We start from the raw sequence: 22,616 nt of genomic DNA, 5'->3' as shown, positions 1-22,616 counted from the left end.
CGGGAAGCGGCCCGACGAAACCTGATTGCGGGAGGAAATTCACCGACAATCGACCGAACAGCGGTAGAGCTGTGGCACAGAACACACAAGGCTGACGCTGACGTGACAACATGATCAGCGAGGAGCCCGCCATGACCGCGACAACCCTGCGTCGCGCAGTTCGCCGGATGGCCGTCACGGCCGCGATCACCGGCACCCTCTTCGCCGGTGCGGGCACCGCACAGGCACAGAGCATCGAGACCACCACCGACGAGTACCTGTTCAGCACCTCGTTGTCGCAGTTCTCCTCGATCAGGGCGGAACAGCCGAACGCCGGGCAGCTCGACTGGTCCTCGGACGCGTGTTCCTGGTCCCCCGACCAGCCACTGGGTTTCGACTTCACCGGCGCCTGCCACCGGCACGACTTCGGGTACCGCAACTACAAGAAGCAGAGCCGGTTCACCGACGCCAACCGGCTCCGGATCGACGACAACTTCCACGCCGACATGAAGACCATGTGCAACGGCAACACGGTCTGCAACGGGGCGGCCTGGACCTACTACCAGGCGGTGCGCAACTTCGGCGCGAGCTGATCCCGCACCCACGCGGCGGGCCGCTTCCTGGAGGGAGCGGCCCGTCCTCGCGCGCTGCTCGTCCACAGTGGACTCAGGCTTCGTCCTCCCCGGACGGGTCGGGTGCGCCGGATCCGCCACCACGGATCATGAACAGCACGCCCTCGAGTTCCTCGGGTTTGATCAGGACGTCGCGGGCCTTCGACCCCTCCGAAGGGCCGACGATCCCGCGTGACTCCAGCAGGTCCATCAGCCTGCCCGCCTTCGCGAAGCCGACCCGCAGCTTGCGCTGCAGCATCGAGGTGGACCCGAACTGCGAGGTGACGATCAGCTCGGCCGCCTGCAGCAGGACGTCCATGTCGTCGCCGATGTCCGGGTCGATGTCCTTGGCCTCGCCGGACTTCTGTGCGGTGACACCGTCCTGGTACTCCGGCTGCGCCTGGTTCTTGGTGAACTCGACGATCGCGGAGATCTCGTCGTCGCCGACGAAGGCGCCCTGGATGCGGACCGGCTTTCCCGCACCCATCGGCAGGTAGAGCGCGTCGCCCATACCGATGAGCTTCTCCGCGCCCGGCTGGTCGAGGATGACCCGCGAGTCGGTGAGCGAGGAGGTGGCGAACGCCAGCCGCGAGGGCACGTTCGTCTTGATCAGGCCGGTGACGACGTCCACCGAGGGCCGCTGCGTGGCCAGCACCAGGTGGATCCCGGCGGCACGGGCCTTCTGGGTGATCCGGACGATCGCGTCCTCGACGTCGCGGGGAGCGGTCATCATCAGGTCGGCCAGCTCGTCGACGATCGCCATGATGTACGGGTAGGGCCGGTACTCGCGTTCGCTGCCCGGCGGGGCGGTGATCTCCCCGGACTTCACCTTCTTGTTAAAGTCGTCGATGTGCCGGACCCGGTTGGCCTGCATGTCCTGGTAGCGCTGCTCCATCTCCTCCACCAGCCAGGCCAGCGCGGCGGCCGCCTTCTTCGGCTGGGTGATGATGGGCGTGATCAGGTGCGGGATGCCCTCGTACGGCGTCAGCTCGACCATCTTCGGGTCGATCAGGATCATCCGGCACTCCTCCGGCGTGGCCCTGGCCAGCAGCGAGACGAGCATCGAGTTGACGAAGCTGGACTTACCGGAACCGGTGGAACCCGCGACCAGCAGGTGCGGCATCTTCGTTAGGTTCGCCGTGACGAAGTGGCCCTCGATGTCCTTGCCCAGCCCGATGACCATCGGGTGCTCGTCCTTGACCGCCTTGGCGGAACGGAGCACGTCGCCGAGGCGCACCATCTCGCGGTCCGAGTTCGGCACCTCGATGCCGACGGCGGACTTGCCCGGAATCGGTGCCAGCAGCCGGACGTTGTCGGTGGCCACGGCGTAGGCGATGTTCTTGGTCAGCGCGGTGATCTTCTCGACCTTCACGCCAGGGCCGAGCTCCACCTCGTACCGGGTCACCGTCGGGCCCCGGGTGAAACCGGTGACCTGCGCGTCGACGTTGAACTGCTCCAGCACGCCGGTGATCGCCTCGATCATGGCGTCGTTGGCCTTGCTGCGCGTCTTCGGCGCGTCGCCGAGCGAGAGCAGCTCCGGCGACGGCAGCGCGTAGTCGCCCTCGACCCGGCGAGGGGTGACGTCCAGCGTGGTCTGCTCGGCCTTGCGGGGCTTGCGCTCCGGCACCTCGGCCGGTGGTGCCACCCGGGGCTTCGCCGGCTTCGCGGGAGGCGGCTCGGCGGCGGCTTCGGCAGCCGCGCTCGCTCCCACCAGCTCGCCGGCCAGATCGCCGTCCTCGGCGGCTCCCCGGGCCTGCCGACGTCGGGAGGGCTTGCGCAGGCGCATTGCGGCGGTCTCGGCGTCGGCGCCGTCCGGCTCCCCGGGGCCGGCGCCTCGCCCCTCAGCCGACGCCCTGCGCTCGGCCTCGGCCTCCTCCCGTTCCTCCGGGTCGAGGCCCCAATCGCGCAGGCGCTGCGGGATCTGGCGTACCGGGGTGCCGGTGAACACCAGCAGCCCGAAGCAGAGCACCAGTACCAGTAAGGGAATCGCCACCCAGGTGGTGACCCCCTTGGCCAGCAGGCCGCCGGAGAACCAGCCGACCCAGCCACCGGCGAACATCTGTTCCTCGTGCCCTTCCGGCCTGCCGTTGAACAGGTGCAGCAGGCCGAGCAGGGACAGCGAGACCAGCAGGGTGCCGATGACCATCCGGGGCCGGGTCTCCGGCTGCGGTTCGGAGCGCATCAGCGCGATCGCGGCGACGAACAGCGCCAGCGGGAGCACCACCGAACCGGCGCCGACCACGCTGCGGATACCGACGGCGAGCCCGTCGCCGATCGGCCCGGCCGAGCGCCACCAGACGCCGAAGCCCGCCACCAGCGCGACGGCGATCAGGCCGAGGGCCAGCCCGTCGCGACGGTGCTCGGCCTCGAGGTCGCGGCTCCGTCCGACCGTGCGGGCCAGACCGCCCGCGCCGCGCGCGATCAGGGTCCAGCCGCCGCGCACGGCCCGGCCGAAACCCCCGCTCCTGCGGGCGGGACGCCGGGCGGGCGCCTTGCGGGTGGCGGATTTCGCGGGCGTGGACCGTGGCCGCGCGGAACCGCGGGTGTTCCGGGCCGGACTGCTGCCGGTCCGGCCTCGTGCCGGACCGCGTCCCTTGGTCGTCGAACCGCTCGCCATGCCCCTACGGTAGCCGCCGAACCCCTCCAGTCACGTGTGCCACTCGCGGCGCAGCCGGATCAACCACCACATTCGACCTGCTCGGCGAGCCCGCGTACCCCTCGACGTCACAACCGGCACGCATCGGTACCGCAGGGCGTGCGCATCGGTGCGGATACGGCCGGAAGCGGAGGTCCGGGCCCATGTCATGCTCTCCCCCATGGTGGCTCTGCACCAGGATGACGATCCCCTGCCGCACCGTGGCCCGCTGCCGTCCGGCGTGCCGGCGATCTGGCGGACGATGCTCGCGATCGACCGCCGCGTGGTGGGCATGGCGGGCAGACTGCGCGTCAGCGGTGCCGTCCCCGCCGAGCTGCGTGGACGCCCGTATCTGCTGGCCGCCAATCACATCGGCGTGTTCGACGCCTTCGTGCTGATGGCCGCCTGCCGCCGGATCGGGATCGCCCCGCGGTTCATGCTGGCCGGCGGCCTGCTGGACGCCCCTGTGCTGGGCCCGGCGCTGCGCCGCAGCGGCCACCTGCGCGTCGACCGCGGCACGGCGACGGCGCTGGAGCAGTTCGCGCAGGCCACCGAGGCGCTGCGGACGACCACCGCGCCGGTGCTCGTCTACCCGGAGGGGCGGATCAGCCGCGAGCCGGGCCTGTGGCCCGAGCGCGGCAAGACCGGAGCCGCACGCCTGGCGCTGGGTGCCGGGGTGCCGGTGATCCCGATCAGCCAGTGGGGCGCGCACGAGGCCGTCTACTGGGGTACCGAGACGGTGAACGGTGTCGCCGACGTCCTGCCGCTGGCGCGGTCCGGGCTGTCCTCACCCTTGCGCAGGCCGACGTTCCGGGTGCACTTCGGCTCGCCGGTGGACCTCAGCGGCTTCACCGCGGGCACGCCGGGGCACGCGGTCCGTGCGCACGCGCGCATCATGCGGGCGATCACCGACGGCCTGGTACCGCTGCGCCGGGACGAGCCGGACGTCCCGCGTTTCCGCGATCCGACGCGGCCGACGGACAGCACCAGCCCCTGGCGGCCCGGCGGCTGATCCGCGCGGGTGGCTTTGGGCACGCGCGTACCAGAACTCCGGTGGCAGGAACTACCCTCCAGCCGTGACCGATCTCGCCTCCGCTCCCCCGCGCGTCTTCGTGCCGCACCGCGGCCGGGGAATCGCGCTGGTCCTGTTGTCCTCGCTGTGTTTCGGCAGTTCCGGCGCGGTCGGCAAACCGGCGATGACGGCCGGCATGGCCCCGGAGCAGGTCACCGCCGTCCGGCTGTTGCTCGCGGCCGTGCTGCTCGTCGTCGGTGTCGCGGTGTTCCGGCCGTCCCTGCTGCGGGTGGGCCGCGGGGACGTGCGTGTCCTGGCCGGTTACGGCCTGCTCGGGGTCGCCGGGGTGCAGTTGTTGTACTTCGTGTCGGCGTCCCGCATCCCGGTGGGGATCGCGATCCTGCTCGAGTTCACCTCACCGGTGCTGATCGCGCTGTGGGTGCGGTTCGTCCGCCGTGTGCGGATGCCGCCGCCGGTGTGGGCGGGCATCGCACTGGCGATGGTCGGTCTCGCACTGGTGGCGCAGGTCTGGCAGGGACTGCGGCTGGACGCCCTCGGCGTGCTCGCCGGGCTCGGCGCGGCCGTCTGCTCGGCCAGCTACTTCCTGATCGGCGAGCACGCGGTGGCCACCCGGCCGCCGCTGGGCATGATCACCTGGGGCATGGCGATCGGCGCCGTGTCGCTGGCGGTGGTGGTGCCGCCGTGGACGCTGCCGATGGACGTGCTGGCCGGCAGCGCCGAGTTCGGACCGTGGCAGCCGCCGGTGTGGTTGCTGATGGTCGTGCTCTCCGTCGTCTGCACCGTCATGGCGTACCTGAGCGGGATCTCGGCACTGCGCCACGTTCCCGCCACCGCGGCCAGCGTGCTGGCGATGGTCGAGCCCGTCATCGCCACCACGGCGGCGTGGGTGCTGCTCGGTGAGGCGCTGACCGCGGTGCAGATCGCCGGGGCGGGAGTGCTGCTGACCGGGGCGCTGATCGTGCAGCTCACCTCACCGGGCAAGCAGCAGGCGGGCACCCCGGCCGAACCGCTCCCGAGTGGACCGGACGTGGACCAGGCCCCGCCGGAGCGTTGATTCAGTTCGCGCGCAGGTCCCGTACCTCGGCGATCTCCCGCTGCCGTGCCTCGGTGACCCCGTCGGCGATCTCGCGAGCCTGCGGGCTGGTGCCCGCGGTGCGCTGCGCCGCGGCGAGATCGATCGCGCCCTGGTGGTGGCGCTCGGTCAGTTCGAGGAAACGGCTGTCAAAGGCCTCGGCGGACAGGCCCTGCAGCTCCGCCATCTCCTCGGGCGTCAGCATCCCGGACGCCTCCGCGGGCCCGGTCAGGTGCAGTCCGGGGTCGGCGGGCGCGGGCTGGCCCCAACTCTCCAGCAACGCGGACATGCGGGCGATCACCGGGTCCTGCCCGTCCCGCAGGCGCAGGGCGAACCGGGCGACCTCGGGAGCGGCGGCGCGCTCGCCCGCCAGCGCCGCCATGTCCACCACCTGCTGTTCGTGCGGGATCATCGTGGTCGCGAACTCGATGTCGGCCGCGTTGAACGGCCCCGCAGCGGCGGGCGCGGCCGGAGCCCCGTCCGGCTCCGTGCCCGCCCCGGAGTCCGCGCTGCAGCCGGCGAGAGCCAGCACCGCGACGGCGGACGCGATGATCTTCAGATGGTGCCGTGACACGTGGGGAACTCCTGCGGTGGGACGGGGAAGAGGAACCGGCGAGCACGCTCGGGCGGGGCCGCACGGTGCCGGTCATGATAGCGAGCCGGTGTCACGGCGTGATCGTGGAGCTACCGCCGGCCATACCCGAGCGTGCGGAGCCGGCCTCCGGGCAGCACACGGGCGCGCACCGGGCGGTGCGCGGAGGACCCCCGGGGGCGGTGCCCGCCCGGTTGGATGCGGGCGGGGCGGGCCGGACGGTCAGACCGGGAGGACCGTGGGGACGATCATCGGCCTGCGCCGGTAGGTGTCGGCCACCCAGCGGCCGACCACGCGGCGCACCGACTGGGCGATGCGATGCGAGTCGGTGATGCCCTCGGACTCGGTGCGAGCCAGCTCCATCTCCACCAGCGGGACCACGGCGTCGAGCGCCTTCGGGTCGTCGGAGAAACCGCGCCCGGAGACGGTCGGCGGGGCGACCGCCCGGCCGGTGCTGGAGTCGATCGCGATGGTGATGGCGATGAACCCGCCCTCGCCGAGGACCAGCCGGTCGGACAGGGTTGACTCCCCCACGTCGCCGACGGACAGGCCGTCGACGTAGACGTGGCCGACCTCGACGCGGCCGGTGATGCGGGCCTGGCCGTCGACCAGGTCGACGACGACGCCGTCCTCGGCGATGACCACGTTCTCCGGGGCCACCCCGGTGCGCACGGCCAGTTCGGCGTTGGCGCGCAGGTGTTTCCACTCGCCGTGCACCGGCATCACGTTGCTGGGCCGGACCGCGTTGTAGAGGTAGAGCAGCTCGCCCGCCGAGGCGTGCCCGGACACGTGCACCTTCGCGTTGCCCTGGTGGACGACGTTCGCGCCGAGGCGCACCAGGCCGTTGACGACACCGAAGACCGCCGTCTCGTTGCCCGGGATCATCGAACTGGCCAGCACCACGGTGTCGGCCGCCTTGATCGAGATCTGCCGGTGCTCGCCGCGGGCCATCCGGGACAGCGCGGACAGCGGCTCGCCCTGCGAACCGGTGGAGACGAACAGGACCTTGCTTTCCGGCAGGTTCGCGGCCTGGTCGAGGTCGACGAGCAGGCCGTCCGGAACGTTCAGCAGGCCGAGGTCGGCGGCGATGCCCATGTTGCGGACCATCGACCGGCCCACGAAGGCGACCCGGCGGCCATGGGCCACGGCCACGTCGAGTACCTGCTGGACGCGGTGCACGTGGCTGGCGAAGCAGGCGACGATCACCCGCTGGTCCACCCGCCGGATCACATCCTCGAGCACCGGGCCGATGTCGCGTTCGGGCATGACGAAGCCGGGGACCTCGGCGTTGGTGGAGTCGACGCAGAACAGGTCGACGCCCTCGTCGCCGAGCCGGGAGAACCCGGCCAGGTCGGTGAGCCTGCCGTCCAGGGGCAACTGGTCGAGCTTGATGTCGCCGGTGTGCAGCACGACGCCGGCCGCGGTGCGGATGCCGACGGCGAGCGCGTCCGGGATGGAGTGGTTGACCGCGAAGAACTCGAGGTCGAACGGGCCGACCGTGCGCTTCTCGTTCTCCCGCACCTCGATCAGCTTCGGCCGCTGCTTGTGCTCCTTGCACTTGGCCGCCAGCAGCGCGAGCGTGAACCTGGAGCCGTAGACCGGCAGGTCAGGGCGCAGGCGCAGCAGGAACGGCACCGCCCCGATGTGGTCCTCGTGCCCATGGGTGAGCACCAGCGCGTCGATCTCGTCGAGCCGGTTCTCGATGGCCCGGAAGTCCGGCAGGATCAGGTCGACCCCGGGCTGGTCGTCCTCGGGGAAGAGCACCCCGCAGTCGACGATCAGCAGTCTGCCGTCGTGCTCGAACACGGTCATGTTGCGTCCGACCTCGCCGATGCCGCCCAGAGCGACGACGCGCAGGCCGCCTTCGGGCAGCGCCGGGGGCGCGGTGATCGGACCTGGTCCCGCGGAAAGTGGGCTCACCTGTGGAGATCTCCAACGCTGGTGTGGGTGGTGGGTGCGACGTAGGCGGCTGCCGAGTCGGCGTGTGCGACCCGGGCGCCGTGCCAGTCGGCGGCCGGGGATTCGTCGAGCGGGACACCGGCCTGCGTCAGGTCGCCGGCGATGGCCGCGATCTGGTCGCTGGTCGCCGGGACGATGGGCAGCCGCGGATCGCCGACGTCCTGCCCGCGCATCCGCAGGGCGGTCTTGCCGAACACCACCCCGCCGACCCGGGAGAACGCCCGGTAGACCGGGAGCAGCCCGCGGTGGTTCGTGCGCGCGGTGGAGGTGTCGCCGTTCTCGTAGGCATCGATCATCGCGCGGATCCGGCCGGCCACCACGTGCCCGACCACGCTCACGACACCGGTGGCGCCCACCGACAGCCACGGCAGGTTCAGGCCGTCGTCGCCGGAGTAATAGGCGAGGTGGGTGTTGGCGATGACCTCGCTGCCGGCGAGCAGGTCGCCCTTGGCGTCCTTGACGCCGAGGATGCGCGGGTGCTCGGCCAGCCTGCGCAGCGTGTCGACCTCGATCGGCACGATGGAGCGCGGCGGGATGTCGTAGAGCATGACGGGCAGGCCGGTGCCGTCGGCGACGGCGGTGAAGTGCGCGTACAGACCGGCCTGGGTGGGCCGGGAGTAGAACGGCGTGACGACCAGCAGGCCGTGTGCGCCCGCCTGCTCCGCCTGGCGGGCGAGTTCCACGCTGTGCGCGGTGTCGTAGGTGCCTGCGCCCGCGACGACGGTCGCGCGGTCCCCGACCGCCTCGACGACGGCGCGGATGACCGAGACCTTCTCCGCGTCGGTCGTGGTCGGCCCCTCGCCGGTGGTGCCGTTGACGACCAGCCCGTCGTTGCCCAGATCCACCAGGTGCTCGGCGAGCTCGCCCGCCCGCTTCAGGTCCAGCGCCCCGTCGGCGTCGAAGGGGGTGACCATCGCGGTGAGTACGCGCCCGAAGGGCCGCCCCGGTGCCGCGCTCGGTGGGGTGGGTGTCGAGGTGGACATGATGTTAGACGGTACCTCCTGACGGTGACGTTCCCGGCGACCACCTGGGGTGATGTCGGCGGCCGGGAGACGTGGCGGAGAAACGCCGCCGGCGCGCGGGCGCGGCGGGAATTCCTGCGGTCACGCCGGGGCCCGCCTCAGGTGGTGTCCTGCGCGATCGGCCCGGTGAGCGGAGCGCCGGTGGAGTCCTGCAGCACGCAGAGCACCCGCCGGTTGAGTTCGCCGCCGTAGTCCTCGGCCGGCTGTTTCTCCCAGAGCGCCTGGGCGGGCGCGAGTGCCCGGTAGCTGAGCTTCGCCCGTTGATCGGCCGGCACGACCGAGGAGTTGAACACCAGCGCGCACTTCGCCTCGGCGAAGGCCTTGAGCTGTTCCTCGCCCGGGTACTCGGTCAGCGGCTTGGGGTCGGCACTGCTGGACGGCGACTCGTCGCCGACCGCCACGATGTCGGCGAAGATCTCGAAGGTGTGCGTCTTCGCGCAGTCGCTCCAGTTGTCGTCGGTGAGCGACTTGCCGCTGTCCAGCGGGGTGTTACCGCAGTCGTAGGAGGATGTCCGGTTCAGCGCCGGGATGTCGGAGTCGAACGCGCCGTAGGTGAACGAGGGCAGCATGGCGGCGTCCTCGGACGGGCCCCAGAAGGGCTTGCCCGCGAAGAAGCCGCCGGCCAGCAGGGCGACCCCGAGCAGCGCGCCGCCGGCGAGCATCAGCTTGCGGCGGCCCGTGCCCTTCGCGGATGGCCGGGCGGGTCCGCTCATCGGCGGGGCGCCGAGCATGGTGTGCCCGCCGACCATGGTCTGGTTCGGCTGCCGGCCCGGGTGCACCGCGGTCGGGTTCGGGCCATGGTTACCGCCCGGCGGGGTGGACTGCCCCTGCCCCGCGGCTGCCATCTGCAGCAGGCCCCGGGCCTGCTCGGCGGGGAGCCTGCCCTCCGGACTGACGGCGAGCAGGCCCATGATCGCGGAGGCGAGCGGCCCCTGCGCGTGGGTCAGGTACGGGACCTCGTTCATGATCGCGTGCAGGGTCGCGGCGGTGCTGGTGCGCTCGTGCGCCACGATGCCCTCGACGGCGAAGAACAGGGTCGCGCCCAGCGACCACAGGTCGGAGGCGGGCATCGCCTCACGACCGGCCACCCGCTCCGGGGCCATGAACGCCGGCGAGCCGACGAGCATGCCGCTGGTGGTCAGCCTCGGGTCGTCGACGGCCTGCGCGATGCCGAAGTCGGTCAGCTTCACCCGGCCGGACGCGGCGACCATGATGTTGCCCGGCTTGACGTCGCGGTGGACGATCCCGGACTGGTGGGCGGCCCCCAACGCGGCGAGCACCTGCTCACCGATCGAGGCGACCTGGTGGGCGGGCATCGGCCCATGCGTGCGCACCAGGTCCGAGAGGGTGGGCGCCTCGACCAGTTCCATCACGATGTAGGTGGCGCCGTGGTCGACGACGACGTCGTACACGGTGACCACGGCGGGATCGTTGATGCTGCCGCCGGTCCGCACCTCGCGCAGCACGCGCTCCTGGAAGACCCCCGCTTCTTCGGCCACGTCGGGCAGACGGAGTTCCTTGACGGCGACGACGCGGCCGATCACCCGGTCCTCGGCCCGCCAGACGATGCCCATGCCGCCGCGGCCGAGTTCGCCCAGCACGGTGTAACGGCCGGCGATCACCCGCTGACCCCCGGCCGGGGCCTGCTGGGTCCGCTGAGCCTGCTGGGTCTGCCGGGTCTGTTCGTCGGTCACCGTCCGCGCCTCCCTCTTCCGACGGAATCGTATCCACCCGCCGGATGGGTGAACCGTCGCCCACCACTGCGACCCGGGCGGGAGGCTGCCGGTTCCGTTGCCGGGCGAGCGGCGGTCCGGCGCGGATCAGCCGGCGAAGGTCAGGTAGATCAGGACGACGTTGAGCACGATGATCACCGCGGCGACCAGCCAGGCGAGCGCGGTGGTGACCCGGTGGTTGACGTGCCCGCCCATGAGTTCCCGGTTGCTGGTGAGCTTGACCAGCGGGGCGAGCGCGAACGGGATGCCGAACGAGAGGACGACCTGCGACACGACGAGGGCGCGGCTGGGGTCGACGCCGACGGCCACCACCACCAGCGCGGGCATCAGCGTGACCAGTCTGCGCAGCAGCAGCGGGTACTTCCGGCGCAGCAGCCCCTGCATGATCATCGAGCCGGCGTAGGCGCCGACCGAGGTCGAGGCGAGCCCCGAGGCGAGCAGCCCGATGGCGAACATCAGCGCGATACCGGGGCCGAGCGCTTCGCCGACGGCCGCGTGGGCGCCCTCGATGGAGTCCACGCCCTCCTGCCCCTGCAGGTTGGTCGCGGCCAGCAGCAGCATGCCCAGGTTGACGGCGCCGGCCAGCAGCATGGCGAAGCCGACGTCGAACCGGGTGACCCGCAGCAGGGTGCCGAGACGGGCGCCGGTGGTATGGCCGTGCCGGTCGCGGGCGAGCCCGGAGTGCAGGTAGACGGCGTGCGGCATGACGGTGGCCCCGAGCATGGCCGCCGCGATCAGCACGCTCTCCGCGCCGTCGAAGCGCGGCAGCACCCCGCCGAGCGCCCCGGCGGCAGAGGGCGGTTCGACGAACAGGCTGGCCAGGAACCCGACCGCGATCACGATCAGCAGGCCGGTCACCACCCGCTCGAACGGCCGCTGGCCACTCCTGTCCTGCACGAGCAGCAGGCCCATCGACACCACCCCGGTGACCACGGCCCCGGCCAGCAGCGGCAGGTCGAACAGCAGGTAGAGGGCGATGGCGCCGCCGACGACCTCGGCGAGGTCGGTGGCGATGGCGACGAGTTCGGCCTGCAGCCAGTAGGCGATGCGGCCGGAGCGGGGCATCCGGTCCCGCAGCGCCTCGGGCAGCGACTGTCCGGTGACCAGGCCGAGTTTCGCCGACAGGTACTGCACCAGCCCGGCCATCAGGTTGGCGGCGAGGATCACCCAGACCAGCAGGTAGCCGAACTGCGCGCCGGCACTGATGTTGGAGGCGACATTGCCGGGGTCGACGTATGCGATGGCCGCGACGAACGCGGGCCCGAGCAGCAGCGAACCCGAGCGAATCCGCGCCAGCCGGGGCCGCAGTGTCTCCGCTGGCGCCATCGTTCACCACTCCCGTCCATGCCGGTGCACCCAACCTCAAAGTTAGGCATGCCGAAATTTGATCTGCGGGAGATGTTAACCCGAGCGGGGCCGGGACGGGAGGGTCAGCCGGACTCGACCACGTGACCTGCCGCACGCAGGGCGTCGGTCGCGCGCGCCAGATCATCGGACTTGACCAGGACGTGGTCGGTGTCGAAGGTCGAGATGCTGAAGATCGCCACGCCCGCCGCGGCCAGCTCACTCGACAGGGCGGCGATGATCCCGGTGAGCGTGAAGGCCAGCGGCCCCCGCACGCTCAGCAGCCGCCACCGCCCGTCCACGCTGACTCCTTGTGGCACAAGGCTTTCCGGGCACACGATCGACAGCTCGGTGGCGGTTCGGGTGATCGAGACCAGCCCGTCGGCATTGGGGTCGGTCAGCACCGGGGGTACGACCGCCCCGGCCGCCATGCCGGCCACGGCGTAGACCTCCGGCCGGACGTCGAGGGTCAGGCGGCGCATCGCTCAGCCCTCCAGCACCTTGGGACTGGACGCGATCTCGGTGCCGTCGGGCAGCGTCGAGATGGTGAAGTCGGCGAACACGTTGCCGGCCACCTTCTGCAGCTCGCGCAGGCAGTCGACGGCGAGCGCGCGGATCTCCACGTCGGCGTGCTCGGTGGCGCGCATCGCCACGAAGTGCCGCCACGCCCGGTAGTTCCCGGTGACCACGATGCGCGTCTCGGTGGCATTCGGCAGGATCGCCCTGGCGGCCTGGCGGGCCTGCTTGCGGCGCAGCGTGGCGCTCGGCGCGTCGGCGAACTTGTCCTCCAGTCCCTCCAGCAGCGCCGTGTACGCGTCGACGCTGGCCTGTGCCGCGTCGAGGAACTTCTGATGCAGCTCGGGATCGTTCGCGATGACGTCCGGCTCGACGAACGCCGCGTCCCGCTCGGGCACGTAACGCTGGGAGAGCTGCGAGTAGGAGAAGTGGCGGTGCCGGATCAGCTCATGGGTCAGCGAGCGGGAGATCCCGGTGATGTAGAAGCTGGCCGATCCGTGTTCGAGAACGGACAGGTGCCCGACGTCGATGATGTGGTCGACATAGCCGGCGTTGGTGGCCGTCTTCGGATTCGGCTTCTTCCACGACTGGTAGCAGGCGCGGCCGGCGAACTCGGCGAGCGCCTGGCCGCCGTCGGCGTCGGTGGACCACGGCACGTCCTCCGGTGGGAAGAACTCCGTCTTCGCGATCAACTGCACCTTCGGCGACACCGTTTCGGCCACGTCGGCCCTCCTGCTCCCCTGGTTCCACGCATGCGACTACCCGACGCCGGAAGCCTAACCGCCGCTTCTCCGCACCCCGGCTGACGCCCATTGCCACCATGATGCCGTCAAGATCGACATTGCGCGACATCATGATTGACGCCATAGTGGCGTCATGGATTTGAACCCGTACATCACGAGTCTCCGTGAGGACCTCACCGCCACCGCCTCGGCGGGCGACGACCAGACCCGGCGGGCCGCCGCGGTGCTCTCCGGAGCACTCGAACCCGCCGTTCGGCTCGCCCTGATGAACGCACTGGCCGACCTCGCCGCCGAGGTCACCGCCAACCTGCCCGACCATGTCGTCGACGTCCGTCTCGACGGAAGGGACGTGCGGGTGGTGGTCACAGCGACCGGCGAACACCAGGCCGAGGAGCCGGAGGCCAGCGAACCGCCGCCGTCGCACTCCGGTAGCGGCTCCCCGTTCGACGGCGGCGACATCAGCCGGATCACCCTGCGCCTGTTCGAGCAGATCAAGGGCCAGGCCGAGCAGGCCGCCGCCTCCCAGGGCGTCTCGCTGAACACCTTCGTCTCCCAGGCGGTACAGGGAGCGCTGCATGGCAAGGGCCCGGACCACGGCGGCCGGGGCGGGCGGGGTGGCGGCCGCGGCCCCCGGCAGGGCCGCGGCGACGATTCCCGTCTCGACGGCTGGGTGGAGGGCTGACATGGGCGGCGAGGGCACGGACGATCCGGTCCGCACGCGATCCTTCCCGGTCACCGGTCCGCTCGACCTGGACATCGGTGTCACCGTAGGCAGCGTCGAGGTGCGACTGGCCTCGGCGGACGACGGCGACGGCCCGTCCGACGCGCAGGTGGAGCTGCGCACGGCGGACTCCGGCCAGGCGCTCTGGGCGGACGGTATGTCCAGCGTGCTGGACTGGGTCAGCGAGCGCTTCGGCGACCAGCTCGGTTCCGAGCTGCGGGGCCGCCCGGCCGACGCGATCGAGCAGTCCCGGGTCGAACTGACCGGCGGCAGGCTGGTCGTCCGTGGTCCGAAGGCCCTGCCGCTGCGCAACGTCCCGCTGGCCGTCACCGTGCACGCGCCGGCCGGCTCACGACTGGAGATCCGCGCGGGCGCGGCCGAGGTGACGGTCACCGGCACCAGCGGACGCGCCGACGTCACCACCGGCGGCGGGGACGTCGCCCTCGACGCCGCCGAGGGGCCGGTGACCGTGCGCACCGGGTCCGGCTCGATCAGGCTCGCCTCCTCGCCCTCCGGCCTGCAGGCGCGGACCGGCAGCGGGGACGTCGAGATCGGCAGCCAGTCCGGTTCGGCCACGCTGGGCACGGGCACCGGCGCGGTGTGGCTGGGCACGGTCGCCGGCGAGGTCATGGTGCGCAGCGGCAGCGGGGACCTGACGGTCGCCGAGGCCACGTCCGGCTCGATCGAGCTGATCACCGGGTCCGGCGGGATCCGGGTGGGCGTCGGCGCCGGGGTCGCGGCGAAGGTCGAGCTGTCCTCCGGGGCGGGCCGGGTGTCCAGCGAACTGGACGTCGCGGACACTGCCCCGGCGGGCCCCGTCGGCGTCCGGATCCGCGCCCGGACCGGCTCGGGGGACGCGGTGGTCACCAGCGCCACCCGCTGACGCACCGGGTGGAGGGGCGGCGCGCGCTCAGCCCGCGGCGGCGCGCAGCGTGCCCGCGAGGTCGCCGCGCTCGCCGACCTCCACCCCGGACAGTCCGAGCCAGTCCGCCATCAGCCGCAACTCGGCGGCCAGCTCCACGGCCACCCGGCCGTGCGGCACGCCGGGTTCGGCGAACGCGCCCGGCACGCGCAGCACCCCGCGCCCCCGGTCGGCCTTGAGGTCGACGCGGGCCACCAGTTCCCCGTCCAGCAGGAACGGGAAGACGTAGTAGCCGTGCACCCGTTTCGGCTCCGGCACGTAGATCTCGATGCGGTACCGGAAGCCGAACAGCCGCTCGGTGCGATCGCGTTCCCAGATCAGCGGATCGAACGGGCAGAGCAGGGCGCGGCCGGTGATGCTGCGCGGGGTGCGTGCCCGCACGTGCCGGTACGCCTGCTGCCGCCAGCCGCTCACCAGCACCGGTTCCAGCGTTCCCGCGTCGACGAGCTCGGCCACGGCGCGACGTCCCGCCTCGGGGCCGAGCCGGTAGTAGTCGCGCAGGTCGGGCTCGGTCGCAACACCGAGCGCGGTCGCGGCGCGGGTGACCAGCTCGCGGGCGCCCTCGGCCGGGTCCACCCGGCGGGCCAGCACCTCCGCGGGCAGTACCCGCTCGGTCAGGTCGTACATCCGCTCGAAACCGCGCCTGGTGCCGGTGCTGAGCTCACCGGTGCCGAACAGCCACTCGCAGACCTTCTTCACCTCGGAACGGTCCCACCAGGCCCCCGGCCCGCGGGTGACGCCGCCCGCGAGCGTCCGCTCGATGGTGCCCGCGCCGACCGGGCCGAGTTCCTTCACCACGGAGAGCACGTCCTCGGTGAGCCGCGGATTCGCGTCGACGATGGGACGGTAGTTGCGCCACCAGCCCGGCCGCTTGGCGCCGGAGTGCAGCAGCGGCCAGTCGTCCACCGGCACCAGGCTCGCCTCGTGTGCCCAGTACTCCACCAGCAGCCGGGGACGACGCGCGCTGTCCGACCACGCGGCCTCGTCGACCAGCGCCGAGTCGTAGGCACCGAGACGGGCGAACAGCGGCGCGTAGTGGGCCCGCACGGCCACGTTCACCGAGTCGAGCTGGAGCAGCCGGATCCGGGACAGCACCCGGCCCAGGTGCCGCCTCGTCGGCGCCTGAGCGGGCCGGGGGTCGGCGAATCCCTGTGCCGCGAGGGCCGTGCGGCGGGCGATCGCCTCGCTCATCGTTCGCATGGATACGACATGCTGCCAGGCGCCCCCGACATTCCGGCGGCACGCACCCGGTCACCCCGCGCCCCGGCCGTCCGGGCGGTACCTCCGGCGCGCTAGGTTGCGATCATGAGCATCCCCGAGGTCCGCCCGGCCACCGCCGACGACGCCGCGGAGATCGCGCGCATCCAGCGGGACACCTGGCGGACGGCGTATGCGGACCTGGTCGGTGCCGACGCTCTCGCCGAACTGGACTCCGCCGAGGTGGACCGCCGGTGGGCCGAGGCGATCGCCCACCCGGACAGCTCGGTGCTGGTGGCCACCGAGGCCGGTGCCACCGTCGGCTTCTGCGTCGCGGGCCGGGCGCCCGAGGAGGAGTCCGCGGCCGCCGACGGCACCGCCGCCGAGGACGCGGCCACGGTCGGCCTGGTCTCGACGATCCTGGTGGAACCGCGCTGGGGCAGGCGCGGCCACGGGGGCAGGCTGCTCGCCGTGGCCGCCGAGGCGATGCGTGCGGAGGGGGTCACCCGGGGCATCACCTGGGTGGCCGAGTCCGACTCGGCGGCACTCGGCTTCTTCCGCACCGCGGGCTGGAACCCGGACGGCACCGTGCGGACGCTGGACACCGGGGGCGGAACCCTGCGGGAGATCCGCCTCACCGGCGAGGTGGACCTGCACCTGGACGCCTGAGGGGTGTGGGGCGTGGGCCGGTGCCGCACGCTCCTCCCTCCGGACGGGGCCGGATGGCGCAATGGTGCCCGCACCACGGGAAGACTCCAGCGGGCCCCCGTGCGCGGGGCCTGCCGGCTGATAGCTTGGAAAACGCCCTCGGCGGCGGCCCGGACCCACCAGCGGGACAGCGGAGCCGGGAACGTGTGTAGGAGGCGTGGTGTTCGGATGGCTGTGCGTGACCTTCGGCGTCGCGTTCGGCTCCGCACTTCTGCCCCTGATGAGCATCGAGGTCTTCGTGCTCGGCCTGGTGACCAGCGAGCCCGGCGTGCACTGGCTCGCGATCGGCGCCGTGGTCGCCCTCGGCCAGGTCGCCGGGAAGCTCATCTACTACCTGGCCGCACGCGGCACGATCCGGCTCCCCGCGTTCCTGCACGACCGGCTGCACCGCCAGCGCCCGCCCTCGGAGCGCAAGGAACGATGGCGGTTGCGGACCAAGCGCCTCCGGATGCTCGTCGACTCACTGCGTGAACGCTGCCACCGGCACCCGCACTGGATGACCGGCACCTACGGGCTCAGCTCGATCCTCGGCCTGCCGCCGTTCATGGCGACCACGGTGCTGGCCGGCCTGGTCCGGATGAGCGTGTCGACGTTCCTCGCGGCCGGGCTGCTGGGCCGGTGCATCCGGTTCAGCGCGCTCGCCGCCTCCCCCGCGCTGTTCGCCGGCTGGTTTCACGTCTGACGCCCCGTCCGGACCGCTACGTCCGGGACGGGCGGCGGCCGGCTATCCGGCGTCCCCGGCGTCCCCGGCCTCCAGGTCGACGGCGCGGCGCATCGTCTCCCGCGCCCGGCGCCGGTCCCCGGCGATGTCGTAGGCGTGAGCGAGCCGGTACCAGGGCCGCCAGTCGTCCGGTGCCGCTTCGACCTCCGCCTGCCGAGCCGCGAACCAGTCGTCGGCGGCCCCGCGATCCACCCGGCCGGACGGCAACCGCGGCAGCCCGCTCACGTCGGGCAGCCCGCCCTCGGCCTCCAGCCGCCGCGCCAGCCGCTGGATCCGGGTGCCGGATCGCCAGGTGCTGTACAGGATCCAGACACCGAGCAGTGGCAGCAGGAGCACACCGGCGCCGAAGATCACCGGCACCGTCTCGCCGGTACTCAGCAGTGCGATCGCGCGCCCGGCGAGCAGAACCAGGTACACCGCCACGGCCAGGGTCAGCAGCAGCGCGATGTTGCGGGCCCTCATAGCGCCAGCACGTTCTCCAGGCCGACCGTCAGGCCCGGCAACCCGGCGATCGACCGGACACCGAGCAGGACACCCGGCATGAACGAGGACCGGTCCATCGAGTCGTGCCGGATGGTCAGGGTCTCACCATCCGCGCCGAACAGGATCTCCTCGTGCGCGACGAGACCCGGCAGCCGCACCGAGTGCACTCGCACCTCGTCGACGAGCGCTCCCCGCGCACCGTCCACTTCGGACGTCGTCGCGTCGGGACCGGGCGGGACACCGGCTTCCGCTCGGGCGGCGGCGATCAGCCGGGCGGTGTGCGCCGCGGTACCGGAGGGCGCGTCGGCCTTGCGGTTGTGGTGCAGCTCGATGATCTCCACCGACTCGTAGTACCTGGCGGCGATCTGGGCGAACTTCATCGAGAGCACGGCGCCGAGCGCGAAGTTCGGGGCGATCAGCACGCCGAGCCCCGGGGCCCCGTCCAGCCAGCCCCGCAGGGTGTCCAGCCGTTCCTGGGCGAACCCGGTGGTACCGACGACGGCGTGGATGCCGTGCTCGACGGCGAACCGCAGGTTGTCCATCACCGCGTCCGGGTGAGTGAAGTCGACGATCACCTCGGCGCCGGCCTCGGCGACGGAACCGAGCCGGTCGCCCGCGTCGATCGCCGCCACCACCGCGAGGTCCGGTGCGGCCTCGACGGCCCGCACGGCCTGGGCTCCCATCCGGCCGGCCGCACCGAGCACCCCGACGCGGATCGGATCGTTCTCGCCGCGCTCGGTTGCCTGGCTCATGACGCGATCACCTCGTGAAGATCGTGCGGAAGGTCGTCCCGGTGAGCGTACGGCCCGACGACGGCGACGGTGGACACGCCACCTCCCGCTCCCCCGCGCCGGCCACCGGAGCCGTCGAACAGGTTCCGGGCGAGATCGCGGACGTCCTCGCCGGTGACCGCGTCGATCCGGCCCACCGTGTCGCCGACGCCGAGATAGCGACCGTAGTTCAGCTCGTTCTTGCCGATCCGGGACATCCTCGAGGCCGTGTCCTCGAGGCCGAGCACCAGTCCGCCGCGGAGCTGCCCCTTCGCCCTGGTCACCTCCGCGTCGGTGAAGCCGTCCTCGGCGACCTCGGCGAGCACCTCACGCAGCACCCCGGCGACCTCACCGAGCCGTTCCGGCTGGCAGCCCGCGTACACCGACAGGTGCCCGGCGTCGGCGTAGCTCGCGATCGAGGAGTAGACCTGGTAGGCGAGCCCGCGGCGTTCCCGTACCTCCTGGAAGAGCCGGGAGCTCATGCCGCCGCCCAGCGCGGCGTTGAGCACCGACAGGGTGAAGCGCCGCTCGTCGTGCCGCCCCGGAGAGCGCAGGCCCAGCATCACGTGCGCCTGCTCGGTGTCGTCGTGGTGCAGCACGAGCCGCCGGTCCCCGCGCGAGCGGGCGTTGCCGCGGCGGGGCGGGATCGGGGCCCGGGTTCCGGAAAGCCTGTCGCCGAGCGCCTTGCGCACCAGGCGGAGTACCTGGGCGTGCTCGATGTTGCCCGCCACCGCGAGCACCATCCGCGGGCAGGTGTAGCGGCGGCGGTAGAAGCCGCGCAGGGCGGTGGCGGACATCCCCCGGATGGATTCCTCGCTGCCCAGTACCGGTTCGGCGAGCGGGTGCCCGTCGAGCACCGCGCTCACGAAGGTCTCGTGCAGCAGGTCCTCGGGATCGTCGTCACGCATCGCGATCTCCTCGAGCACGACGCTGCGTTCGGTGTCCACATCGGACTCGGCACAGAGGGCCCCGAACACGACGTCGGTGACCAGGTCCACGGCCAGCGGCAGGTCCTCGTCGAGCACCTGCGCGTAGTAGCAGGTGTGCTCCTTGGCGGTGAACGCGTTGAACTCCCCGCCGACCGCGTCGATCTCCTCGGCGATGTCGGTGGCCCCGCGCCGGCTGGTTCCCTTGAACAGCAGGTGTTCCAGGTAGTGCGCGGCCCCGGCGACGGCGGGCCCCTCGTCCCGGGATCCGGTGCCCACCCACAGGCCGACCGTGGCCGAGCGCACGGCGGGCAGCCGTTCGGTGATCACCCGCAGGCCGCCGGGCAGCACCGTGCGCTTGACGATCGAACCGTCCGGAGTGGACTCCAGGGTCCGGGTGCTGCCCGGACGCTGCTCGTACCCGGGAATCTGCTGGGCCATGTGGTGTCCTCGCTGCGAATGCGGGAACGGCCCGCCGCGCGCTCGGAGCGCGCGACGGGCCGTTCGCGGATGTACCTGCGACGCTGCCTCAGTTGGCGGCGTCGGCCGTCTCGGGTTCGGCACCCTCGGCGGACGTCGCCGCGTCGTCCTCGCTGACGACGGTGAGGCTGATCTTGCCGCGGTTGTCGATGTCGCCGATCTCCACGCGGAGCTTGTCGCCCACGTTGACGACATCCTCGACCTTGTTGATCCGCTTGCCCTGGCCCAGCTTGGAGATGTGCACCAGGCCGTCCTTGCCCGGCAGCAGCGAGACGAACGCGCCGAACGCGGCCGTCTTCACCACGGTGCCGAGGAAACGCTCCCCGACCTTCGGCAGCTGCGGGTTGGCGATGGCGTTGATCTTGTCGATCGCGGCCTCGGCGGACGGGCCGTCCGCGGCACCGACGTAGATCGTGCCGTCGTCCTCGATGGAGATGTCGGCGCCGGTCTCCTCGGTGATCGAGTTGATCATCTTGCCCTTCGGCCCGATGACCTCGCCGATCTTGTCGACCGGGACCTTCACGCTGGTGACGCGCGGCGCGAAGGGGCTCATCTCGTCGGGCTCGTCGATGGCCTCGGCCATGACGTCCAGGATGGCGAGGCGGGCGTCCTTGGCCTGGCCGAGCGCGGCGGCGAGCACCTCGGACGGGATGCCGTCCAGCTTGGTGTCGAGCTGCAGCGCGGTGACCACGTCCTTGGTGCCGGCGACCTTGAAGTCCATGTCGCCCATGGCGTCCTCGGCGCCGAGGATGTCGGTGAGCGCCACGTAGCGCGTCTCGCCGTCGACCTGGTCCGAGATCAGGCCCATCGCGATGCCCGCGACCGGCGCCTTCAGCGGCACACCGGCGTTGAGCAGGCCCATGGTGGACGCGCAGACCGAGCCCATCGAGGTGGAACCGTTGGAGCCCAGTGCCTCCGAGACCTGGCGGATCGCGTAGGGGAACTCGTCCCGTTTCGGCAGCACCGGCACCAGGGCACGCTCGGCGAGCATGCCGTGGCCGATCTCGCGGCGCTTCGGCGAACCGACACGGCCGGTCTCATTGGTGGAGAAGGGCGGGAAGTTGTAGTGGTGCAGGTACCGCTTCGTCTTCTCCGGGGAGAGCGAGTCGATCATCTGCTCCATGCGCAGCATGTTCAGCGTGGTGACACCCAGGATCTGGGTCTCGCCGCGCTCGAACAGGGCCGAGCCGTGCGCCCGCGGGATCACCGCGACCTCGGCACCCAGCGAGCGGATGTCGGTGAGGCCACGGCCGTCCATGCGGATCTTGTCGCGCAGCACGCGAGCGCGCATGACCTTCTTGCTCAGCGCCTTGAACGCGGCGCCGATCTCCTTCTCGCGACCGGCGAAGGCCTCGCCCTCGCCGACGCCGACCTTCGCCAGGACGGCGGCCTTGACCTCGTCGGTGGCGTTGTCGCGGTCCTGCTTGCCGGCGATGGCCAGCGCCTTGCCCAGGTCGTCGGTGGCGATGGCCGCGACGGCGGTGAACGCGTCGTCCTGGTAGGCGGGGAAGGTCGGGTAGTCGGCGACCGGCTTCGCGGCCACGTCGGCGAGCTGCTGCTGGGCCTCGCAGAGGACCTTGATGAACGGCTTCGCGGCCTCGAGGCCTTCGGCCACGGACTGCTCGTTCGGTGCCTTGGAACCGGAAGCGATCAGGTCGAGGGTGTTCTCGGTGCCCTCGGCCTCGACCATCATGATCGCGACGTCCTTGGTGGCGCCCTCGCCGACGATCCGGCCCGCGACCACCATGTTGAAGGTGGCCTGCTCGAGCTGGGTCCAGGTCGGGAACGCGACCCACTGGTCCTCGATCAGCGCGACGCGGACGCCGCCGATCGGGCCGGAGAAGGGCAGGCCGGAGATCTGGGTGGACGCCGATGCGGCGTTGATCGCCAGCACGTCGTACGGGTCCTCGGGGTTAAGGCTCTGCACGGTGATGACGACCTGGATCTCGTTGCGCAGACCGTCGGTGAACGACGGGCGCAGCGGCCGGTCGATCAGCCGGCAGGTCAGGATCGCGTCCGTGGAGGGACGGCCCTCACGGCGGAAGAACGCGCCCGGGATGCGGCCCGCGGCGTACATGCGCTCCTCGACGTCCACGGTCAGCGGGAAGAAGTCGAAGTGCTCCTTCGGGTGCTTCGACGCGGTGGTCGCGGAGAGCAGCATGGTCTCTTCGTCGAGGTACGCGACGACGGAACCGGCGGCCTGCTTGGCCAGCCTGCCCGTCTCGAAGCGGACGGTACGGGTGCCGAAACGGCCGTTGTCGATAACGGCTTCGGTCTCGTGCACGGTGACTCCGGCGGAGTCGGTCATAGAGAGGTTCTCCTCTGTCGTCTTCGGGCTGCGCGCAGGCGGTGAGGCTCTGCTCCCCGCTGGGGCGGGCGCGTCAGAGGTGATGAGGCCGGTCTTCGATCGAAGCCCCCGGGGTCTGCCCCGGGAACCACTACCGAGGAC

20 protein-coding genes are annotated in these 22,616 nt (G+C 71.8%); 7 read left to right on the top strand and 13 right to left on the bottom strand.

The annotated features are described in order from the left end of the window. Nucleotides 1-131 precede the first annotated feature (131 nt). Nucleotides 132-572 (top strand): phospholipase, encoded by a 441-nt coding sequence (locus CFN78_RS04610; protein WP_094861544.1) that lies wholly within the window; start codon nucleotides 132-134, stop codon nucleotides 570-572. A gap of 73 nt (nucleotides 573-645) precedes the next feature. Here CFN78_RS04610 and CFN78_RS04605 read toward each other — a convergent pair whose 3' ends face one another. Continuing rightward, nucleotides 646-3,207 carry a DNA translocase FtsK gene (locus CFN78_RS04605; protein ID WP_094861308.1) on the bottom strand — a complete coding sequence of 854 codons (2,562 nt, stop codon included), beginning with the start codon at nucleotides 3,205-3,207 and terminating at the stop codon, nucleotides 646-648. A 199-nt stretch (nucleotides 3,208-3,406) separates the two neighbouring features. Here CFN78_RS04605 and CFN78_RS04600 point away from each other — a divergent pair, with 199 nt between their 5' ends. Together CFN78_RS04600 and CFN78_RS04595 are read left to right on the top strand one after the other, a co-directional pair. Beyond that, on the top strand, nucleotides 3,407-4,237 hold the full coding sequence (locus tag CFN78_RS04600; RefSeq protein ID WP_420807851.1) for a lysophospholipid acyltransferase family protein: 831 nt from the start codon (nucleotides 3,407-3,409) through the stop codon (nucleotides 4,235-4,237). Nucleotides 4,238-4,301: 64 nt separating this feature from the next. Then, nucleotides 4,302-5,312 carry an EamA family transporter gene (locus CFN78_RS04595; protein WP_094861306.1) on the top strand — a complete coding sequence of 337 codons (1,011 nt, stop codon included), beginning with the start codon at nucleotides 4,302-4,304 and terminating at the stop codon, nucleotides 5,310-5,312. Nucleotide 5,313: 1 nt separating this feature from the next. On the opposite strand, the gene CFN78_RS04590 is transcribed toward CFN78_RS04595, so the two are convergent. The 7 genes from CFN78_RS04590 to thyX all read right to left on the bottom strand — a co-directional run bounded on the left by CFN78_RS04590 (nucleotide 5,314) and on the right by thyX (nucleotide 13,218). Continuing rightward, a complete protein-coding gene (locus CFN78_RS04590; protein WP_094861305.1) occupies nucleotides 5,314-5,904 on the bottom strand; it encodes a DUF305 domain-containing protein in 591 nt (196 codons plus the stop codon). A 240-nt stretch (nucleotides 5,905-6,144) separates the two neighbouring features. Further along, the gene (locus tag CFN78_RS04585; RefSeq protein WP_165777443.1) at nucleotides 6,145-7,842 is read right to left on the bottom strand and encodes a ribonuclease J; all 1,698 of its coding nucleotides are present in this window, start codon (nucleotides 7,840-7,842) and stop codon (nucleotides 6,145-6,147) included. Beyond that, nucleotides 7,839-8,864 carry a 4-hydroxy-tetrahydrodipicolinate synthase gene (gene dapA / locus CFN78_RS04580; protein ID WP_094861304.1) on the bottom strand — a complete coding sequence of 342 codons (1,026 nt, stop codon included), beginning with the start codon at nucleotides 8,862-8,864 and terminating at the stop codon, nucleotides 7,839-7,841. The genes CFN78_RS04585 and dapA overlap by 4 nt, the downstream gene beginning before the upstream one ends. A gap of 137 nt (nucleotides 8,865-9,001) precedes the next feature. Then, nucleotides 9,002-10,597, bottom strand: coding sequence for a serine/threonine-protein kinase (locus CFN78_RS04575; RefSeq protein WP_094861303.1), 1,596 nt, complete (start codon nucleotides 10,595-10,597; stop codon nucleotides 9,002-9,004). Between the two features lie 126 nt (nucleotides 10,598-10,723). Then, on the bottom strand, nucleotides 10,724-11,962 hold the full coding sequence (locus CFN78_RS04570) for an Nramp family divalent metal transporter (protein ID WP_094861302.1): 1,239 nt from the start codon (nucleotides 11,960-11,962) through the stop codon (nucleotides 10,724-10,726). Nucleotides 11,963-12,066: 104 nt separating this feature from the next. Continuing rightward, nucleotides 12,067-12,462 carry an ACT domain-containing protein gene (locus CFN78_RS04565; protein ID WP_094861301.1) on the bottom strand — a complete coding sequence of 132 codons (396 nt, stop codon included), beginning with the start codon at nucleotides 12,460-12,462 and terminating at the stop codon, nucleotides 12,067-12,069. Between the two features lie 3 nt (nucleotides 12,463-12,465). Continuing rightward, nucleotides 12,466-13,218, bottom strand: a complete 753-nt coding sequence (gene thyX / locus CFN78_RS04560; RefSeq protein ID WP_094861300.1) for an FAD-dependent thymidylate synthase — start codon at nucleotides 13,216-13,218, stop codon at nucleotides 12,466-12,468. Nucleotides 13,219-13,372: 154 nt separating this feature from the next. Here thyX and CFN78_RS04555 point away from each other — a divergent pair, with 154 nt between their 5' ends. Continuing rightward, nucleotides 13,373-13,921 carry a toxin-antitoxin system HicB family antitoxin gene (locus CFN78_RS04555; RefSeq protein WP_094861299.1) on the top strand — a complete coding sequence of 183 codons (549 nt, stop codon included), beginning with the start codon at nucleotides 13,373-13,375 and terminating at the stop codon, nucleotides 13,919-13,921. A 1-nt stretch (nucleotide 13,922) separates the two neighbouring features. Beyond that, nucleotides 13,923-14,843 carry a DUF4097 family beta strand repeat-containing protein gene (locus tag CFN78_RS04550; protein WP_094861298.1) on the top strand — a complete coding sequence of 307 codons (921 nt, stop codon included), beginning with the start codon at nucleotides 13,923-13,925 and terminating at the stop codon, nucleotides 14,841-14,843. Between the two features lie 27 nt (nucleotides 14,844-14,870). On the opposite strand, the gene CFN78_RS04545 is transcribed toward CFN78_RS04550, so the two are convergent. Continuing rightward, nucleotides 14,871-16,082 carry a winged helix-turn-helix domain-containing protein gene (locus tag CFN78_RS04545; RefSeq protein ID WP_094861297.1) on the bottom strand — a complete coding sequence of 404 codons (1,212 nt, stop codon included), beginning with the start codon at nucleotides 16,080-16,082 and terminating at the stop codon, nucleotides 14,871-14,873. 105 nt (nucleotides 16,083-16,187) lie between these two features. Between CFN78_RS04545 and CFN78_RS04540 the strand changes: the two genes are divergently transcribed. After that, on the top strand, nucleotides 16,188-16,748 hold the full coding sequence (locus CFN78_RS04540; protein WP_094861296.1) for a GNAT family N-acetyltransferase: 561 nt from the start codon (nucleotides 16,188-16,190) through the stop codon (nucleotides 16,746-16,748). Nucleotides 16,749-16,947: 199 nt separating this feature from the next. Beyond that, nucleotides 16,948-17,469, top strand: a complete 522-nt coding sequence (locus CFN78_RS04535; RefSeq protein WP_094861542.1) for a YqaA family protein — start codon at nucleotides 16,948-16,950, stop codon at nucleotides 17,467-17,469. Between the two features lie 42 nt (nucleotides 17,470-17,511). On the opposite strand, the gene CFN78_RS04530 is transcribed toward CFN78_RS04535, so the two are convergent. From CFN78_RS04530 to CFN78_RS04515, 4 genes are all read right to left on the bottom strand, one after another. Beyond that, the gene (locus CFN78_RS04530) at nucleotides 17,512-17,970 is read right to left on the bottom strand and encodes a hypothetical protein (RefSeq protein WP_094861295.1); all 459 of its coding nucleotides are present in this window, start codon (nucleotides 17,968-17,970) and stop codon (nucleotides 17,512-17,514) included. Then, the gene (gene dapB / locus CFN78_RS04525; RefSeq protein WP_094861294.1) at nucleotides 17,967-18,743 is read right to left on the bottom strand and encodes a 4-hydroxy-tetrahydrodipicolinate reductase; all 777 of its coding nucleotides are present in this window, start codon (nucleotides 18,741-18,743) and stop codon (nucleotides 17,967-17,969) included. The genes CFN78_RS04530 and dapB overlap by 4 nt, the downstream gene beginning before the upstream one ends. Further along, nucleotides 18,740-20,128 (bottom strand): M16 family metallopeptidase, encoded by a 1,389-nt coding sequence (locus CFN78_RS04520; protein WP_094861293.1) that lies wholly within the window; start codon nucleotides 20,126-20,128, stop codon nucleotides 18,740-18,742. Before CFN78_RS04520 ends, dapB begins: the two co-directional genes overlap by 4 nt. Before the next feature lie 88 nt (nucleotides 20,129-20,216). After that, a complete protein-coding gene (locus tag CFN78_RS04515; RefSeq protein WP_094861292.1) occupies nucleotides 20,217-22,475 on the bottom strand; it encodes a polyribonucleotide nucleotidyltransferase in 2,259 nt (752 codons plus the stop codon). Between the last annotated feature and the right edge of the window lie 141 nt (nucleotides 22,476-22,616).

It is taken from the genome of Amycolatopsis antarctica (assembly GCF_002262875.1).
GTDB classification, from domain to species: Bacteria; Actinomycetota; Actinomycetes; order Mycobacteriales; family Pseudonocardiaceae; genus Amycolatopsis; species Amycolatopsis antarctica.
The sequence above is the reverse complement of the archived record's forward strand: the minus strand, read 5'-3'. Positions and strand labels throughout refer to the sequence as shown.

Bases quoted from the DNA above. Each gene is read 5' to 3' on its own strand.
- CFN78_RS04515 (WP_094861292.1), bottom strand. From the start codon at position 22,475: ATGACCGACTCCGCCGGAGTCACCGTGCACGAGACCGAAGCCGTTATC.
- CFN78_RS04605 (WP_094861308.1), bottom strand. From the start codon at position 3,207: ATGGCGAGCGGTTCGACGACCAAGGGACGCGGTCCGGCACGAGGCCGG.
- dapA (WP_094861304.1), bottom strand. From the start codon at position 8,864: ATGTCCACCTCGACACCCACCCCACCGAGCGCGGCACCGGGGCGGCCC.
- CFN78_RS04600 (WP_420807851.1), top strand. From the start codon at position 3,407: ATGGTGGCTCTGCACCAGGATGACGATCCCCTGCCGCACCGTGGCCCG.
- CFN78_RS04550 (WP_094861298.1), top strand. From the start codon at position 13,923: ATGGGCGGCGAGGGCACGGACGATCCGGTCCGCACGCGATCCTTCCCG.
- CFN78_RS04530 (WP_094861295.1), bottom strand. From the start codon at position 17,970: ATGAGGGCCCGCAACATCGCGCTGCTGCTGACCCTGGCCGTGGCGGTG.
- CFN78_RS04565 (WP_094861301.1), bottom strand. From the start codon at position 12,462: ATGCGCCGCCTGACCCTCGACGTCCGGCCGGAGGTCTACGCCGTGGCC.
- CFN78_RS04540 (WP_094861296.1), top strand. From the start codon at position 16,188: ATGAGCATCCCCGAGGTCCGCCCGGCCACCGCCGACGACGCCGCGGAG.
- CFN78_RS04520 (WP_094861293.1), bottom strand. From the start codon at position 20,128: ATGGCCCAGCAGATTCCCGGGTACGAGCAGCGTCCGGGCAGCACCCGG.
- dapB (WP_094861294.1), bottom strand. From the start codon at position 18,743: ATGAGCCAGGCAACCGAGCGCGGCGAGAACGATCCGATCCGCGTCGGG.
- CFN78_RS04555 (WP_094861299.1), top strand. From the start codon at position 13,373: ATGGATTTGAACCCGTACATCACGAGTCTCCGTGAGGACCTCACCGCC.
- CFN78_RS04570 (WP_094861302.1), bottom strand. From the start codon at position 11,962: ATGGCGCCAGCGGAGACACTGCGGCCCCGGCTGGCGCGGATTCGCTCG.
- CFN78_RS04610 (WP_094861544.1), top strand. From the start codon at position 132: ATGACCGCGACAACCCTGCGTCGCGCAGTTCGCCGGATGGCCGTCACG.
- CFN78_RS04545 (WP_094861297.1), bottom strand. From the start codon at position 16,082: ATGCGAACGATGAGCGAGGCGATCGCCCGCCGCACGGCCCTCGCGGCA.